Below are 15,835 nucleotides of genomic sequence, written 5' to 3' on the forward strand. Positions count from 1 at the left end.
TGGGCGGTTCCGCTCCAGCCGGCTCCGGCGATGTTTTGGGACGAGGCCCACATCTTGCGGGCTTCGTCTTCGACGGTTTGGGCGTGTACGTCAAAGCGGCCGGCCATGTCGCGCATGGCGTGCGGGTCGGTCATAAACCGGGTAGTCATGGAACTCTCCTTAGGGTGAAGTCAGTGTCGGTGCGGGGTGCTGGCCCGTGCTATTCCCAGGGTACGACCTGGGGTTGAACGGGCGGCTTCAAACGTGTGACATGTTGTTTTCCTTTTCCCCCTATCCCGCTACCACCGGTCGGCCCATCACCGTCGGCTTAAACCCATACCGCGGCGCACCAAAGCCATACCCGCGGTTGCCCATGCCGGCCCCGGTCATCCCGGGGGGCACAGCCGCCACCGAATTGGTTTCGGGAGCGGCGGCCCAGCCGGTGCCCTGCACGGTGGGAGTGACGGCGCTGGCAGGCGTGGCCGCAGCCCACGTCGGAGGAACCGACAGCGATCCGACGGTCGATGCTTGCCCCACTCCCGCGGAGACCGCCGAGCTGGCCGCGCTCGCGCCACCGATGCCGCTGCTGACACCGCCGCCGAGCGCGCCCAAGTTGCCCAGCGCGCCACCGGGCGCCAGCAACGACCCCAGGCCGCTACCGGCCACACCACCGCCCGCGGCGTTGAAACCGGGACCGGCGAAGTAACCAATCATGCTGGGAATCAACGTCGACGGGATATACATCACGGCCGTGGCGCCTCCGGACGAGATCCCGTTCAAGATCACATCCAACGCGTCCGACGACGAGAGCGCGCTCGAGACGCCGCCGGCTAGCCCCGACGTCGCGGCCGCGGGCTGCAGCGGCGAGGACATCGCCTGTAACGCGTTGGGCAGCGTCGTCATCAGTTGACTGATTTGGGTGTGCGTGCCTGCCGCGCTGGCGGCCGCTTGCGTCACCGCGGCGGCCTGGTTACCGATGCCGGCCGGGTTGGTGTTGTTGGTCGGTGGATCGAACGGCGTCAATTGGGCGGCCGCGGCCGAAGTGGCCGCGTAGCCGTACATCGCTGCGGCATCTTGGGCCCACATTTCGCCGTAATGGGCTTCGGTGGCCGCGATGGCCGGAGTGTTTTGCCCCAGGAAGTTGGTGGCCACCAGCGTGGCCAACTGCGCCCGGTTGGCTGCGATGACGGGCGGGGGCACCGTCATCGCAAACGCCGCCTCGTAGGCGGCCGCGGCCGCCTGGGCTTGGCTGGCGGCCTTTTGGGCTTGGGCGGCACTGTGACTCATCCATGCCACGTACGGGGTGGCCGCACCCGCCATCGACGCCGAGGCCGGGCCGATCCACTCCTGGCTGGCCAGTCCCGAGATCACCGACTCATAGGAGGCTGCTGTGGTGCTCAACTCTGCGGCCAACGCGTTCCAGGCGGAGGCCGCGGCCATCATCGGCCCCGGGCCGGGACCGGCGTAGATGCGCGCGGAGTTGACCTCCGGGGGTAGCGCTCCGAAATCGAACACGGGAGTGGCCCTTTACCCGGCCGCGATCGCGTTGGCGGCCTCAGTCGCCGCATAGGACCCGGCGCTGGCGCCCAAGGTGTGGACGAACATCTCGTGAATCGCCGTGGCTTGAGTACTGACTGCCTGATAGAGCGTGGCGTGGGCGGCGAACTGAGCGGCCGTCAACGCCGAAACCTCGTCGGCCGCGGCGGGAATCACACCAGTGGTCGGGGCTGCCACGGCCGCGTTTTGGGCGGCCATCGCCGCGCCGATCCCCTGCAGGTTGCCGGCCGCGGCCATCAACGCCTCAGGTTGCGTGGTCACGAAAGACATGACTTCTCCTTACGGGAAACGAGCCGACCCGCGCAGCGGGCCCGGCTACGGTGCTGTCGCACTACCGATTTCACGTCTCCACAGTTGCCCAAAGACAAGCCTGAGTGAAAGCTGGTTAACTGCTTCGTAACCGCTGAGCCGCAACTCTTAACACCGCGGCGTCGCAGGACACATTGTTGTCACGTGGCGTCCGCGGTAAGCGCGCATCGCGACGGTGGCAGGACCGCCGAGCCGGCGAGGGTGGCGTCGCGCTACATTCGCCGCCGGGCCCCCATAGCCCAATTGGCAGAGGCAGCGGACTTAAAATCCGTCCAGTGTCGGTTCGAGTCCGACTGGGGGCACCATCGACGACGCCCCACGGGCCGCGTAACGGCGATTTAACAGTTCGACGAGGACCCCTAAAAGATCGGTAACACTGCTGTAACGGCTGCTCTGCAGACTTCGAACTATGAAACGCGTAGTTCTGCTGCTGGCCAGCGCCGCCGCCCTCGTCGGGCTCGCCGCGCCTGCATACGCCGATGAGTCGGGCGGCGGCAGCGATGCGAGCTTCCTCGCCGCGCTCAACCAACACGGGATCTCTCACCGCGGCGCCGGCCAGGCCATTGCTGCTGGTAGAGCTGTTTGCGAGCTGATGGACGGCGGCTTGACGCCGATGGACACCGTCAACGCCGTGCGCACCACCAACCCCGGCTTCACCCCCCAACACGCGGCTCTGTTTGCCGTGGATGCAGCAAGCGCCTACTGCCCCGAGCACCTCTGACCAGCGCACCTGAAGTGCTGACTTCCTAACCGGTTCGCTGCCCACTAGGCAATATTGCCTAGTGGGCAAAATTGTCGCTATGGTGGTCCTGTGAGCCGGTCGTTGGGGCTGCGGGACCGCAAAAAGCTCGACACCCGCAAAGCGCTGAGCGACGCGGCGTTGAGCTTGGTTTTCGAGCGGGGCCTGGACAACGTCACCCGCGAGGACATCGCCGCCAGGGCCGGCGTGTCGGTGCGCACCTTCGGCAATTACTTCGCTGGAAAGTACGACGTGCTGGCTTACCGGCAGGTCGAGCGGGTGCGGAGAAGCCTGGTGGCGTTACGGGGCCGGCCCGCCGGCGAGCCGATTTGGACAGCGATCAGCGCAGCGGTAACCGAACCTCTGGAGGCCGACGGTGCCGACGATTTCCTGCCGAGCACCGCACACCTGACCGAGTTGCGCAAGCTGATGTTGGCGCCCGAGGCTCGGATGGCGATCTCCAACGAGGTCTTCGCCGACTGGGTCGAGGTGATCGCCGAGCGCACGGGCACCGACCCGCTGCAAGACCTGTACCCGCGCTTGGTTGCCGGCGCGGTCCGGGCCGTCGTCGAAGCCGCACTCGATACCTATGTCCATGCGGATCCGCCGGTGAACATCGTCACCCTGCTCAAGAACGGGTTTTCTGCCGTTGCGACCGGGCTGTCGCCGCCGACTACCCGGTGAGAGTGGAAGCTGAGTTGAAAGGTGTTGCCGTGCACGAAAACCCGGCCGACGTAGTCATATCGGGTGCCGGACCCACCGGCTTGATGGTGGCATGCGAATTGGCGCTCGGCGGTGTACGACCCGTCGTCCTTGACGCACTTCCAGAGCCCAGCGCTGAACCCAAAGCCAACGGGCTTGTCGGCCAAGTGATTCGCATACTCGACATGCGCGGCCTTTACACGATGGTCCCCGGAACGCCAGATGCTCCAGAGCCGATTCCCGGCTACATGTTCAGCGGGATGCTGGTTTCTTTCGCCGAGGTAGCCGACAATCCGATGTACGCGCTGGGAATTCAGCAACCGCGGCTGGTCCGGCTGCTCGAGCAACGCGCTCGCGACCTGGGCGTCGATATCCGTTGGGGCCATGAGCTGGTCGACTTAACCCAGCAGGAAGACGGGGTGGGCCTCCATATCGCCGGGCCGCAAGGCTCTTACGGCCTTGCGACGAGATTTTTGGTGGGCGCCGACGGCGGACGCAGCTTGGTGCGCAAGAACGTGGGCATCGAGTTTCCCGGCAGCACCGCGCCGGTGGTGGGACGGCTGGCCCACGTGTCGATCCCCGACGAGTTGCGGGCGGGCGACGGCGGTCTCGACATCCCGGGGGTCGGCCGAATTATGTTTCCGCACAATCGGATGGACGGCGGGACGTTCATCTTCGCCGAATTCGAGCCCGGCCGCCCACTGCTCGGCACCATCGAGTTCGATGACGAACCGTTAGCCGTGGAAACGCCGATGACGATCCAGGAAATGCGTGAGAGCCTGCGCCGGGTACTGGGAGTCGACCTACCGGTCACAGCGCCGCAGGGGCCGGGACCGCATGCGTTGCGCCGCATCGATGGCCAAAACACCAGGCAGGCCGAGCGTTATCGCGACGGCAACGTCTTTCTCGTCGGTGACGCCGCGCATGTGCACTCCGCGATGGGCGGGCCCGGCCTCAACCTGGGCCTACAAGACGCGGTCAATCTGGGATGGAAACTGGCGGCTGCGGTGAATGGTTGGGCGCCAACGGGATTACTCGACACCTACCATTCCGAACGCCATCCGGTGGGGCAACGGGTCATGATGCAGTCGATGTCACAAAGCGCCCTGATGGCGCCCGGACCCGAAGTTGGTGCGCTGCGGACGTTGTTCACTGAATTGTTGGCCAAGCCCGACGTTGCGGCGCATATCGCTCACCTGCTCGCCGGCTCGGATGTGCGTTACGACGTCGGCGACAGCCACGTGCTATCGGGACGATTGATTCCCGACCTGACATTGCACGACGGGCAGCGGGTCGCTGAACTCATGCACCCCGGGCGTCCGGTGCTGCTCGACCTCGCCGGTGGCGCCGTCGCCGAATCGGCGGTGGGCTGCTCCGATCGGGTCACCGTCGTCGTCGCACAAGGCCCGGAGTCACCTGCTGCGATGCTGATCCGCCCCGACGGCTACGTGGCCTGGGCCAGCGACAGCTGCGCAAAAGACGACATCGATCGGTTAAACGCCGCATTGAGGCGATGGTTCGCGCCCGCCGCCAGCGATCCCGAGCGCGCCGACAGCGAAAGTGTGTGATTTTGACCGCTCTTGCAGCAGAAAAATTAAGAGATTCTTATTCGCGGACAATCAGTGTCATAAGCGACCGCCGTTAGCTTCTCCGGCAAATAGCCTGGCCAACGCGGCCGCCGCGTTCGCTCTTTCCCGTGGTCGCGAAAAGCCGAGAATAATTGTCTAAGCGGAGTCTGAGTTACCGGCGTGACGCAAGCAACAGTGCGTCGAAACGCACACTTTCACGGCCGAATTCGGCCATTAGACTCGCTCGGAAGCAGCGCCGGAAGGCGCGAATCCAGATGACATCGGAGCGTAACTAACCGGCCGGCGGGCCACTCGATGTCACCGCCCGAGATACGTCGGGCTAACGAGCAAAGGCAGGTGCCACTGTGGGCGATGTCAGCTATGCCACCGACCGCAAGTCGTCGATGGACGTCGGCACCGCATTGAGTTTCGCGAAGGTCGGCGAAATCCGCGTACACCGCGGCCCGATCAGCGGTATCGCCGTCAGCCCGGAAGGCCGGCTGATGGTGACGAATTACGGCGCTGACAGCGTCTCGTCGATCGACGCAGGTTCCGCTGCTGCAGTGCGCACCCTGACCGGCCTCGACGAACCGTTCGCCATAGCCGTCGCCGGTCGGCGGGCTTACGTCAGCACGGTCACGGCGGCCTATGACGCAATTGTTGCCGTCGACATCGACACCAACCGCGTCGTCGGAGTTCACCCCGTCGCGTGCAGCGTGCGCGACCTCGCGGCCAGTCCAACCGGGGAGCGCGTCTATGCCGGACGAACCGCAGTCGGCGGTGCCGACCTGGCAGTACTCGACACCGGGACCGGTCACATCGATGCGATCGGCATCGCGGCGACGGCGGGCACCAGCACCGAATGCGTGCGGGTCAGCCCGGACGGGCGTCGGGTGTACGTCGCGACCAACGGAGCGTCGAGCGGAAAGCTTGCTGTCGTCGACACCCACGAGAAGCGTGTCGTGGACACCGTGGAGATCGGGTCGCCGATCCGCGATGTCGCCCCCAGCTGGGACGGGTCCAAGGTCTATGTCGCCAGCTGCGGTCCTGACTTCGGCGCGGTTGTCGACGTCGTCGATACCCGCACCAACATGGTCGCCGCCACCAGCAAGGTCGCCGAGATCAACGGTCTGCTCGTGCAGCTGGCGCTCAGCCGCGACGGTGCACGCGCCTACCTCGTCGACGACGAGCGCGTGACGGTCTTGAACACGCACACCCACGACATCGTCACCAGCATCGCCGTAGCCGGTGCGCCGTCGTGCGCGGTGGAAAGCCCGGACGGTAGCCACCTTTACGTCGCCGACTATGCCGGGAAGGTCACCGTGTTCACGGTCGCCTCGACCGCCGCCGCGCTGCTGATGGCCGACGACGAGCCCACCGCTCCGCACGAGTGGGTCCTGCCCGAGCTGCTGCAGCTCGAGCCGGCAATGACCTGACGGGCGAGCTGAACACAGCGCGACATCGCGCCGAGAACCATAAGCTGTACCTCGATGTACAGCACCATGCAGAACTTCCCGTTGACGATCACCGCCATCCTTCGGCACGCCACGGGCGTTCACGGCGCACGCCGCGTCACGACTGCGACCGGCGACGGTTACCGGCACTGCAGCTACGCAGAGTTGGGCGCGCAGGCGGCGCAGTTGGCGAACGCGTTGCGCCGTCTCGGCGTCACCGGCGACCAGCGGGTGGCCACCTTCATGTGGAACAACGCCGAGCATGTGGCGGCCTACCTGGCCATCCCGGCGATGGGCGCGGTGCTGCACACGCTCAATATCCGGCTGTTCGCCGAACAGATCGTCTATGTCGCCAACGAAGCCGAAGATCAAGTCGTCCTGGTGGACCTGTCACTTGCCAAACTACTGGCGCCGGTCCTGGACCGCCTGGACACCGTGCACACCGTGATCGGTGTCGGAGAGGGTGACACGGCGGTGCTCGAGGAGTCGGGCAAGACCGTGCTGCGTTATGCCGAGCTGCTCGGCGGGGAGCCGAGCGAGTTCGATTGGCCGGACATCGACGAGCACACCGCAGCCGCGATGTGCTACACCAGCGGCACCACCGGCAACCCGAAAGGCGTTGTCTACAGCCATCGTTCGAGCTTTCTGCACACCATGGCCGCCTGCACCACCAACGGGATCGGCGTGGGATCCAGCGATCGGGTGCTGCCGATCGTGCCGATGTTCCACGCCAACGCATGGGGGTTGCCGTATGCGGCGCTGATGGCAGGCGCTGACCTGGTGCTGCCCGACCGTCACATGGACGCCAGATCGCTGGTCGACATGGTCGAGACGCTGCGGCCCACCGTGGCCGGCGCGGTGCCGACCATCTGGAACGACGTCATGCACTTCCTGGAAAAGGAGCCCGACCACGACGTGTCGTCGCTGCGGCTGGTGGCCTGCGGCGGATCGGCGGTTCCGGTGTCGCTGATGCGCACCTTCGAAGACAGACACGGCGTGCAGATCCGCCAGTTGTGGGGCATGACGGAAACGTCGCCGCTGGCGACGATGGCGTGGCCGCCGCCGGGTACTCCGGATGAGCAGCATTGGCCGTTGCGGGGCACCCAGGGCCAACCGGTGTGCGGTGTGGAGACCCGCATCGTCGACGACGACGACAACGTGCTGCCCAACGACGGCGAGGCGGTGGGTGAACTGGAAGTCCGCGGGCCGTGGATCACCGGTTCCTACTACCGAGGCGCCGACGACTCCAAGTTCGAATCCGGGTGGTTGCGCACCGGCGATGTGGGTCGCATCGACGAGCGCGGGTTTATCACGTTGACCGACCGGTCGAAGGATGTCATCAAATCCGGCGGGGAATGGATCTCGTCGGTGGAACTGGAGAACTGGCTGATTGCACACCCTGACGTGATCGAGGCCGCTGTCGTCGGCGTTCCGGACGAGCGCTGGGAGGAACGGCCACTGGCTGTCGTCATCCGCAAAGAGGGCGCCTCGGTGGGCGCCGAGGAACTGCGGAAGTTTCTGTCCGACAAGGTCGTTCGATGGTGGCTGCCGGAGCGGTGGACGTTCGTCGACGAGATTCCGCGCACCAGCGTCGGCAAGTACGACAAGAAGACCATCCGGTCCCGGCACGCCGAGGACGCCTATGAGGTCACCGAGGTACGCGATTAGCGCCATGCACCAGAAAGGACACAGATGAGCCTGCGGGTCGTCCAATGGGCAACCGGGTCGGTGGGGATGGCCGCGATCAAGGGTGTGCTCGAGCATCCCGAACTCGAACTCGCCGGCTGCTGGGTGCATTCGGAAGCCAAGAGCGGCAAGGACGTCGGCGAGATCATCGGCACGCCGCCGCTCGGGGTGACCGCAACCAACAACATCGACGACATCCTCGCGCTGGACGCCGACGCGGTGATCTACGCGCCGCTGATGGGCAACGTCGAGGAGGTCGCTGCGCTGCTGCGCTCCGGCAAGAACGTCGTCACTCCGGTCGGCTGGGTCTACCCCAGTGAACGCGCGGGCGCCCCGCTGGAAGTAGCCGCCCAGGCCGGCAATGCGACGCTGCACGGCGTCGGCATCGCGCCCGGCGCCGTCAGCGAGCTGTTCCCGCTGCTGTTCTCGGTGATGTCCACCGGTGTGACTTTCGTTCGCTGCGAAGAGTTTTCCGACCTCCGGACCTACGGCGCGCCGGACGTGCTGCGCTACGTGATGGGCTTCGGCGGTACCCCGGACAACGCATTGACCGGGCCGATGCAAAAAATGCTCAACAGCGGCTTCATCCAGTCGGCCCGATTGTGTGTCGACCGGTTGGGTTTCGCCGCCGACCCCGAGATCCGCGCGTCGCAGGAGGTGGCCGTCGCGACCGCGCCGATCGACTCACCGATCGGGATGATCGAGCCCGGTCAGGTCGCCGGCCGCCGCTTCCACTGGGAGGCGATGGTCGGTGACACGGTGGTGGTCCGGATCACGGTGAACTGGTTGATGGGCGAGGAAAACCTCGACCCGCCATGGTCTTTCGGACCCGAGCGGGAGCGCTACGAGATGGAGGTCCGCGGCAACCCCGATACCTTCGTCACCATCAAGGGCTGGCAGCCGGAAAGCGTCGAGGCCGGCCTGAAAAGCAACCCGGGCGTCGTCGCGACCGCTGCGCACTGCGTCAACGCCGTCCCGGCGACATGCGCTGCGTCGGCGGGTATTCAGAGCTTCTTCGACCTGCCGCTGATCACCGGCCGGGCCGCTCCTGGTCTGAGCCGCTGATGGCAACACCGAAGGTCGTCGAGCGATCACGGGTAGTGCCGATGGCCGTCGACGACGCGTTTGCCGGCACGCTACCGGTGTCGCTGCCGGCGCTGTTCCGTCGCTGGTACGGGCCCATCCCCCCGATCAAGCAAGTGCGCGATCAGACCGGCGAGTGGAACGCTGCCGGGCAGAGTCGCGTCGTGCTGCTGACCGGCGGCGGCAGCATGCGCGAGCAGTTGACTAGTGTCGACCCGCCATGGTCGTTCAGTTACACGCTGACCGACATCACCGGCCCGATGTCGCCGCTGGTCAGCAAGGTGGAGGGGGAGTGGCTCTTCGCACCGGCGGGTGCGGGGTCGACGGTCACCTGGCGGTGGACCATCCACCCGCGGTCGGTGTTGAGCGCTCCGCTGCTGCCAGTGTTCGGCCTGCTGTGGAAGGGCTACGCGCGGCGGGCCCTTGAGGAGCTCTCGGCGCAATTGACGGGTAGTCGCTAACCTCGGAACCCATGTGCCGACTCTTCGGGCTGCACGCCGGAACCAACGTTGTCACTGCCACCTTCTGGCTGCTGGACGCTCCGGATAACCTGGCCGCGCAGAGCCGGCGCAACCCGGACGGCACCGGCTTGGGCGTGTTCGACCGGCAGGGGCGGCCGGACGTGCGTAAGCAGCCGATCGCGGCGTGGCAGGACACCGATTTTGCCGCCGAAGCAAAAGACCTGACCGGCACCACCTTCGTCGCGCATGTGCGCTATGCGACCGCCGGGTCGCACGATGTGGTCAACACCCACCCGTTTCTGCAGGACGACCGGATCTTCGCGCACAACGGTGTGCTGGAGGGATTGGATGTGCTCGACGAGCGGCTGACCGAGCTCGGTGTGGCCGAGCTGGTGCTGGGGCAGACCGACTCCGAGCGTGTGTTCGCGTTGATCACCGCCTCGATCCGCGCAACCGGCGGTGACGTGACGGCGGGCATGGTCGACGCGATGCGCTGGCTGGCGGCCAACGTACCGATCTACGCGGTCAACGTGTTGCTGAGCACCGCCACCGATATGTGGGCGCTGCGCTATCCGGAGTCGCACGAGTTGTACATGTTGGACCGCCGCGACGGAGCGCCCGTACCCGGATTCCACCTGCGCACCAACCGGATTCGGGCGGACTCGGAGCAGCTGCGTGGCAGGCCGGCTGTCGTGTTCGCCAGCGAACCGATGAATGACGATCCGCGGTGGCAGCTGATCAGTTCCGGCGAGCTGGTCCACGTCGACGCCGCCCTGCAGGTCAACCGCGAGGTGGTGCTGCCCGACCCGCCGCAGCACCAACTGCGCCGCGAGGATCTGAGTCCGGCGGTTCAGGCAGCCCAGCACACTTCGGCGTAAGTCGGCCTGGCACACTGCATGACCGTGTCAACCAAACGGGCGCTGGTGCTTGCCGGCGGGGGAGTCGTGGGGATTGCCTGGGAGACAGGCATTCTGCGGGGAATCGCCGACGAATCGCCGGAGCTGGCGCGGGCACTGATGAATTCCGACGTGTTAGTGGGAACCTCGGCCGGTTCGGCGGTCGCCGCGCAGATCAGCAGCGGACTCAGCCTCGACGAGCTGTTTGCGCGACAGGTGCAGGAGAACTCCGCCGAGATCGACCCCGGCGTCGACATCGATGACATCGCCGAGCTGTTTCTGACCGCGATGGCCGACCCGGGAATGACGGTCACGCAGAAGCGGCAACGCATCGGGGCGGTCGCGTTGGCCACCGAAACCGTGGCCGAACCGGTGCGCCGCGAGGTGATCGCTCAGCGGCTGCCCTCGCACGACTGGCCTGAGCGGCCGCTGCGGATCACCGCTATCGACGTCGCCACCGGCGAACTCGTCGTGCTGCACCGAGATTGCGGTGTCGGGCTGGTGGACGCGGTGGCGGCCAGCTGCGCGGTTCCTGGGGCCTGGCCGCCGGTGACGGTCGCCGACCGCCGCTACATGGACGGCGGGATCGGCAGCACGATCAACTTGGACGTGGCTGATGACTGCGGCGCGGCGGTGGTGCTGGTGCCCGCCGGCGCGTCGGCGCCGTCGTCGTTCGGCCCGGGGCCAGCTGCCGAGATCGCGGCGTTTAGCGGTGCGGCGCTGGGAGTTTTCGCCGACGACGAGTCGCTGGCGGCGTTCGGCGCCAACCCGCTGGACCCGCGCTGCCGGACCGCGTCGGCGCGGGCCGGGCGTGCGCAGGGCCGTCGTGAGGCTGCGGCGGTGGCGGCGTTTCTCAACGGGCTCAGCTGATCACCGGCTTAGCTATCCACCTCGGCTGAATCCAGCGTGTCCAACGTGCGGCTGGCCAGCATGCGGCCGATGTCGATCACCTCGGCCGCGCGATGGAATTCGAGACTGCGGCAGACCGACCGCGGCACCTCGATCAGCAGGTCCGGTGGATACGCCGCCAGGATATGACGGGCCAGCGCAGCCTGTGCAATGTCGATGGTGCGGTTCATCACCTCGAACCGGCCGCCCAACTTGGGCGCCTCAGGCAGCTCCTCCTCGTCGTCGAAAGACGGCTCGACGGCTGCGGTTTCGGCCTCGGGTTCGGGATTGGACCCGCCGAACCGGCTCAGCACCGCCCGCGCTGCCGGCAACTCGAGCAGCGCAGACGTGCTGTGCACCATGCGATTCAGCCATTCGGCCGCCGACCGGGATTCGGCCTCGCGCTCGCCCTCGGTCTCGCTGCCGCTCACACTGACCGCGATCGTCAAATCGGCATTGACCGCAGCGATCGGCGCCATCGGCAGCGGATCGAGGATGCCGCCGTCGGCGAGCAGTCGTCCGTCGATCACGTGCGGTGCAATCACGCCGGGGATGGCGATCGAGGCGCGGATGGCTTCGTCGACCGGGCCGCGCTGTAGCCACACCGACTTTCCGGCGATCAGGTCGGTGGTCACCGCCGTGTAGGGGATCGGCAATTCTTCGATGACGACCGAACCGAGGATGTCGCGCACCGCGGCGAGGATCTTCTCGGCCCGCAGCACTCCCGCAGCGGTGATGGACGGGTCGAGCAACCGCAACACTGCCCGTTGGGTCAGCGCCTTGGCCCAGTCGGCGAAGTCGTCGAGCCGCCCGGCCGCCTGCAGGCCACCGACCAGCGCGCCCATCGAGGAGCCGGCGATGCCGACGATCTCGTAGCCGCGGTCGCGCAGCTCGTCGATCACCCCGATGTGGGCATAGCCCCGCGCTCCGCCGCTACCTAGCGCCAGCGCCACCCGGGTCGGCGACGAGCCGACCGCCCGGTGAGCGTCGAGCGGCCCGAAACCCGGGGCACGCAGTGCATCGGTGTGCGGCATTCCCTCATTGTCCTGCTACGCCCGCGGCCCTTTATTACAGCGTGATCCGAATCAACCGCACTCGTCGTCGGCGGCCGCGCGCACCGCGACGATCACCGCGGCCTGCTGCGCCGGACGCAGCTGCGCCCACGCCGTATTCCAGGTGCCGGCCCCACCGGCTCCGGGCGCCTGAACGGTGGCGAGATACGGCTCGATCATGCTTTGGCGATCACCCGGTCGGTCCTGCATCCAGGTCTTGGCAGCATGGCAGGCCTGGAAATACTCCTCTTCGCTGGATGCGGCCGGCACGTTGACGGCGGTCGTCACTCCGGCGGGCGACACCGCGATGGTGCCCACGGGCAACGAGGCCGCGCTACCGGGCGGCGCCGGTGCTTTGATGCTGTGCTGCGCCGAGCAGCCGGCCGCCGCGGTGACGACGACCGCGCCCCACGCCGCGAGGCGATACGGGCACCGATGCACCCCGTCAATCTATGCAAGACTGTGCCCCGTGATGGAGCGAATCGACTTTCGGGAGTGTTGTCGGGGCTGACCGCCCCCCGCCCCCTGTCTGCTCATCCATTCTGGAGTGTCTTCCATGCTTTCCTCTGTTGCTGACCCTGTGCTGCCGCGCCCGTCCCTGGCCGGGGCCACCCGGCTTCGGCTGCCCGATCTGCTGCACGCCACCGACCGCACCGCCGACGACGTGCTCAGCGGCCACTACGACCACGTGCTGCCGGCGGGCGGCGTGCCCGCCGACGGCCGCTGGTTTTCCCGCCTGCACACCGACGACGAAATCGACATCTGGTTGATCAGCTGGGTTCCCGGCCACGCCACCGAACTGCACGACCACGGCGGGTCGCTGGGCGCCTTGACGCTGTTGTCCGGCTCGCTGGACGAGTTCCGTTGGGACGGCGAACAGTTGCGCCGGCGGCGTCTTGACGCCGGCGATCAGGCCGGCTTCCCGCTGGGCTGGGTGCATGACGTGGTCTGGGCGCAAAACGACGTCCCGGCGGGGCCGACGCTGAGCGTGCATGCGTATTCGCCGCCGCTGACCGTGATGTCCTACTACCAGGTCACCGGCCGCAACACGCTGCGTCGCGCGCGCACCGAGCTGACCGATCAGCCGGAGCGGTCCGGCCGATGAGCCGCGTCGACCGGGTACTGGACGCGGCCCGCACCAGGCTGCGCCGGCTGACCGCCGCCGAGTTGCCCGGCGCGCTGCGTCGCGGCGCCGTGCTCGTCGACATCCGGCCGCAGGCCCAGCGCGCACACGAGGGCGACGTGCCGGGGGCGTTGGTGATCGAACGCAACGTGCTGGAGTGGCGCTGCGACCCCACCAGCGACGCCCGACTGCCACAAGCCGTCGGCGACGACGTCGAGTGGGTGATCCTCTGCTCGGAGGGCTACACCTCCAGCCTGGCCGCGGCCGCGCTGCAAGACCTGGGTCTGCACCGGGCCACCGACGTCGTCGGCGGCTATCACGCGCTGGCCGCGGCAGGTGTGCTGGTCAGCGGTGGGTGAAGTTGGGCGGCCGTTTCTCGATGAACGCGGCCATTCCCTCGGACTGGTCGTCGGTCGCGAAAGCCGAATGAAATAGCCGCCGTTCGTACAGCAGCCCCTCGGCCAGGGTGGATTCAAACGACCGGTTGACGGCTTCCTTGGCCATCCGCGCGGCCGACAGCGACATCCCCGCAATGGTGGTGGCGACGGCCTTGGCCTCGGTGAGCAGGTCGTCGGCGGGCACCACCCGCGACACCAGTCCGCTGCGCTCGGCCTCGGCGGCGTCGATGGTCCGGCCGGTCAGGATCAGGTCCATTGCTTTGGCTTTCCCGATGGCCCGGGTCAACCGCTGCGAACCGCCCATGCCGGGCAGCACGCCGAGTTTGATCTCCGGCTGTCCGAATTTCGCTGTGTCGGCGGCGATCAGCAGATCGCACATCATCGCCAGCTCGCATCCGCCGCCCAGCGCATGCCCGGCCACCGCGGCGATCGTCGGCGTCCGTACCGCAGCGAGCTTGCCCCAGGCGGCGAAGAAGTCGGAGCTGAAAACGTCGGCGAAAGACAGCTCCGACATCTCCTTGATGTCGGCGCCGGCGGCGAACGCCTTGGCCGAACCGGTGATGATGATCGCCCCGATCCCCGGATCGCTATCGAATTCGGCTGCGGCGCTGGTCAGTTCGGTCATCACCTGGCTGTTGAGTGCATTGAGCGCCTGCGGCCGGTTCAACGTGATCGTGCCGACCCGCCCGTCGCGCTCAACCAGGATCGTCTCGTAGGTCATTAGCGCTGCTCCTCCTCATCGCTTCGCTCTGCATCGTCGTCAGCGCGGGTCATTAGCGCTGCTCCTCCTCATCGCTCCGCTCTGCATCGTCATCAGCGCGGGTCATCAGCGCCGCTCCTCCTCGAAAGTCAGATCAGGTTCTGCCGGCGCGAAATACGCCTCGACATCCGCGGCGCTGACCTCGGGCAGCGACGCCGGATTCCACTGCGGGTTTCGGTCCTTGTCGACCAGTTGGGCGCGGATGCCCTCCACTAAATCGTGTGAGCGCAGCGAACCGCAGGACACCCGATATTCCTGCGTCAACACGTCTTCCAGGGTGTCCAGCTTCGCGGCGCGGCGCACCGACTCCAACGTCACCGACAACGCGACGGGGGAGCGCGTGGCGATCACGTTGGCGGCATCGTTGGCCGGCCCGGCATCATGACCGCGCAGCGCGGCGACGATATCGGCGACAGTGTCGCCGTCGTAGCATTCGTCGATCCATTCCCGGTGTGCGGCAAGGTCACTCGGTGGCGGCTCGACGGCATGCTCGGCGAGGGCGCGCTCGATGCCCTCGGCGACGATCGACCGGCCGAACGCGTCCAGCTCGCCGTGTGGCAGGTAGTGGTCGGCGAACCCCAGCGCGATGGCGTCGGCGCCGGTGAACGGCGCCCCGGTCAGGGCCGCATGCAGACCCAGCGAGCCTGGGGCGCGCGACAGCAGATACGTGCCGCCGACGTCGGGAATGAACCCGATGCCCACCTCGGGCATCGCCATTTTGGTGGTATCGGTGACGACCCGGGTGTTGGCGTGGCAGCCGACGCCCACACCGCCGCCCATCACGATGCCGTCCATCAACGACACATACGGTTTGGCGAACCGTCCGATCTGGGCGTTCAGCAAGTACTCGTCGTACCAGAACCGCCGCGCGGCCACGCCGTCGGCGCGCGCACTGTGATAGATCGCCACCACATCGCCGCCCGCGCACAAACCGCGTTCGCCGGCCCCAGCCAAGACGACGGCCCGCACCGCATCGTCTTGCTCCCACTCGGTCAGCACCGCGCTCAGCACGGTGACCATGTTCTGGTTCAGCGAGTTGATCGCCTTGGGGCGGTTGAGGGTCACGAAGCCGATGCCGTCGTCGACGCGGGTCAAGATCTCATCGGATTCGCCCGTCACGCGCGTGGTCTCCCCTCGGTGGAAGCGGCTTTCGTCGGCCAAGCCTTGACGAGCAATCTAG

The 15,835-nt window shown here is 67.0% G+C and carries 18 protein-coding genes and 1 tRNA gene; 12 read left to right on the forward strand and 7 right to left on the reverse strand.

Annotation, left to right across the window (positions count from 1 at the left end; genetic code table 11):
• The 3 genes from A5707_RS08735 to A5707_RS08745 all read right to left on the reverse strand — a co-directional run.
• A partial coding sequence (locus A5707_RS08735; protein WP_197495293.1) for a WXG100 family type VII secretion target occupies nt 1–149 on the reverse strand: 149 nt, incomplete at its 3' end.
• A 121-nt stretch (nt 150–270) separates the two neighbouring features.
• On the reverse strand, nt 271–1,494 hold the full coding sequence (locus A5707_RS08740; RefSeq protein ID WP_065014109.1) for a PPE family protein: 1,224 nt from the start codon (nt 1,492–1,494) through the stop codon (nt 271–273).
• Nucleotides 1,495–1,506: 12 nt separating this feature from the next.
• On the reverse strand, nt 1,507–1,806 hold the full coding sequence (locus A5707_RS08745) for a PE family protein (RefSeq protein WP_065014110.1): 300 nt from the start codon (nt 1,804–1,806) through the stop codon (nt 1,507–1,509).
• A 267-nt stretch (nt 1,807–2,073) separates the two neighbouring features.
• On the opposite strand from A5707_RS08745, the gene A5707_RS08750 reads away from it, so the two are divergent.
• The 10 genes from A5707_RS08750 to A5707_RS08795 all read left to right on the forward strand — a co-directional run bounded on the left by A5707_RS08750 (nt 2,074) and on the right by A5707_RS08795 (nt 11,304).
• Nucleotides 2,074–2,150: transfer RNA gene (locus A5707_RS08750), tRNA-Leu, on the forward strand.
• A gap of 104 nt (nt 2,151–2,254) precedes the next feature.
• Nucleotides 2,255–2,566: a DUF732 domain-containing protein gene (locus A5707_RS08755; RefSeq protein ID WP_065014111.1), complete on the forward strand. Its 312-nt coding sequence runs from the start codon at nt 2,255–2,257 to the stop codon at nt 2,564–2,566.
• 90 nt (nt 2,567–2,656) lie between these two features.
• Nucleotides 2,657–3,268, forward strand: coding sequence for a TetR/AcrR family transcriptional regulator (locus tag A5707_RS08760; protein ID WP_082969348.1), 612 nt, complete (start codon nt 2,657–2,659; stop codon nt 3,266–3,268).
• Nucleotides 3,269–3,297: 29 nt separating this feature from the next.
• Nucleotides 3,298–4,854, forward strand: a complete 1,557-nt coding sequence (locus A5707_RS08765) for an FAD-dependent monooxygenase (protein WP_065014184.1) — start codon at nt 3,298–3,300, stop codon at nt 4,852–4,854.
• A 365-nt stretch (nt 4,855–5,219) separates the two neighbouring features.
• Nucleotides 5,220–6,290, forward strand: coding sequence for a YncE family protein (locus A5707_RS08770; protein ID WP_232000675.1), 1,071 nt, complete (start codon nt 5,220–5,222; stop codon nt 6,288–6,290).
• A gap of 54 nt (nt 6,291–6,344) precedes the next feature.
• Nucleotides 6,345–7,976 carry a long-chain fatty acid--CoA ligase gene (locus tag A5707_RS08775; protein ID WP_065014112.1) on the forward strand — a complete coding sequence of 544 codons (1,632 nt, stop codon included), beginning with the start codon at nt 6,345–6,347 and terminating at the stop codon, nt 7,974–7,976.
• Between the two features lie 24 nt (nt 7,977–8,000).
• Entirely contained in the window at nt 8,001–9,059 is a 1,059-nt protein-coding gene (locus A5707_RS08780; protein WP_065014113.1) for a dihydrodipicolinate reductase, read from the forward strand.
• Entirely contained in the window at nt 9,059–9,538 is a 480-nt protein-coding gene (locus A5707_RS08785; protein WP_065014114.1) for an SRPBCC family protein, read from the forward strand. Before A5707_RS08780 ends, A5707_RS08785 begins: the two co-directional genes overlap by 1 nt.
• An 11-nt stretch (nt 9,539–9,549) precedes the next feature.
• Nucleotides 9,550–10,416 (forward strand): class II glutamine amidotransferase, encoded by an 867-nt coding sequence (locus tag A5707_RS08790; protein WP_065014115.1) that lies wholly within the window; start codon nt 9,550–9,552, stop codon nt 10,414–10,416.
• Between the two features lie 24 nt (nt 10,417–10,440).
• The gene (locus A5707_RS08795) at nt 10,441–11,304 is read left to right on the forward strand and encodes a patatin-like phospholipase family protein (RefSeq protein ID WP_156657702.1); all 864 of its coding nucleotides are present in this window, start codon (nt 10,441–10,443) and stop codon (nt 11,302–11,304) included.
• 8 nt (nt 11,305–11,312) lie between these two features.
• Here A5707_RS08795 and A5707_RS08800 read toward each other — a convergent pair whose 3' ends face one another.
• The gene (locus A5707_RS08800) at nt 11,313–12,356 is read right to left on the reverse strand and encodes a patatin-like phospholipase family protein (protein ID WP_082969349.1); all 1,044 of its coding nucleotides are present in this window, start codon (nt 12,354–12,356) and stop codon (nt 11,313–11,315) included.
• Between the two features lie 51 nt (nt 12,357–12,407).
• Nucleotides 12,408–12,815, reverse strand: coding sequence for a lipoprotein LpqV (gene lpqV / locus A5707_RS08805; RefSeq protein WP_065014117.1), 408 nt, complete (start codon nt 12,813–12,815; stop codon nt 12,408–12,410).
• 115 nt (nt 12,816–12,930) lie between these two features.
• On the opposite strand from lpqV, the gene A5707_RS08810 reads away from it, so the two are divergent.
• Both A5707_RS08810 and A5707_RS08815 read left to right on the forward strand, forming a co-directional pair.
• Nucleotides 12,931–13,479, forward strand: a complete 549-nt coding sequence (locus A5707_RS08810) for a cysteine dioxygenase (protein WP_065014118.1) — start codon at nt 12,931–12,933, stop codon at nt 13,477–13,479.
• A complete protein-coding gene (locus tag A5707_RS08815) occupies nt 13,476–13,856 on the forward strand; it encodes a rhodanese-like domain-containing protein (RefSeq protein WP_065014119.1) in 381 nt (126 codons plus the stop codon). Before A5707_RS08810 ends, A5707_RS08815 begins: the two co-directional genes overlap by 4 nt.
• Here the strand turns inward: A5707_RS08815 and A5707_RS08820 are convergent.
• The gene (locus A5707_RS08820; RefSeq protein ID WP_065014120.1) at nt 13,843–14,616 is read right to left on the reverse strand and encodes an enoyl-CoA hydratase; all 774 of its coding nucleotides are present in this window, start codon (nt 14,614–14,616) and stop codon (nt 13,843–13,845) included. The two genes, A5707_RS08815 and A5707_RS08820, sit on opposite strands and share 14 nt — an antisense overlap.
• Nucleotides 14,617–14,721: 105 nt before the next feature.
• On the reverse strand, nt 14,722–15,774 hold the full coding sequence (locus A5707_RS08825; protein WP_065014121.1) for an enoyl-CoA hydratase/isomerase family protein: 1,053 nt from the start codon (nt 15,772–15,774) through the stop codon (nt 14,722–14,724).
• Nucleotides 15,775–15,835 lie beyond the last annotated feature (61 nt).

The sequence above is a fragment of the Mycobacterium kyorinense genome (assembly GCF_001672775.1).
GTDB classification, from domain to species: Bacteria; Actinomycetota; Actinomycetes; order Mycobacteriales; family Mycobacteriaceae; genus Mycobacterium; species Mycobacterium kyorinense_A.

Bases quoted from the DNA above. Each gene is read 5' to 3' on its own strand.
- A5707_RS08815 (WP_065014119.1), top strand. From the start codon at position 13,476: ATGAGCCGCGTCGACCGGGTACTGGACGCGGCCCGCACCAGGCTGCGC.
- A5707_RS08800 (WP_082969349.1), bottom strand. From the start codon at position 12,356: ATGCCGCACACCGATGCACTGCGTGCCCCGGGTTTCGGGCCGCTCGAC.
- A5707_RS08785 (WP_065014114.1), top strand. From the start codon at position 9,059: ATGGCAACACCGAAGGTCGTCGAGCGATCACGGGTAGTGCCGATGGCC.
- A5707_RS08790 (WP_065014115.1), top strand. From the start codon at position 9,550: ATGTGCCGACTCTTCGGGCTGCACGCCGGAACCAACGTTGTCACTGCC.
- A5707_RS08780 (WP_065014113.1), top strand. From the start codon at position 8,001: ATGAGCCTGCGGGTCGTCCAATGGGCAACCGGGTCGGTGGGGATGGCC.
- A5707_RS08820 (WP_065014120.1), bottom strand. From the start codon at position 14,616: ATGACCTACGAGACGATCCTGGTTGAGCGCGACGGGCGGGTCGGCACG.
- A5707_RS08755 (WP_065014111.1), top strand. From the start codon at position 2,255: ATGAAACGCGTAGTTCTGCTGCTGGCCAGCGCCGCCGCCCTCGTCGGG.
- A5707_RS08775 (WP_065014112.1), top strand. From the start codon at position 6,345: ATGTACAGCACCATGCAGAACTTCCCGTTGACGATCACCGCCATCCTT.
- A5707_RS08745 (WP_065014110.1), bottom strand. From the start codon at position 1,806: ATGTCTTTCGTGACCACGCAACCTGAGGCGTTGATGGCCGCGGCCGGC.
- A5707_RS08810 (WP_065014118.1), top strand. From the start codon at position 12,931: ATGCTTTCCTCTGTTGCTGACCCTGTGCTGCCGCGCCCGTCCCTGGCC.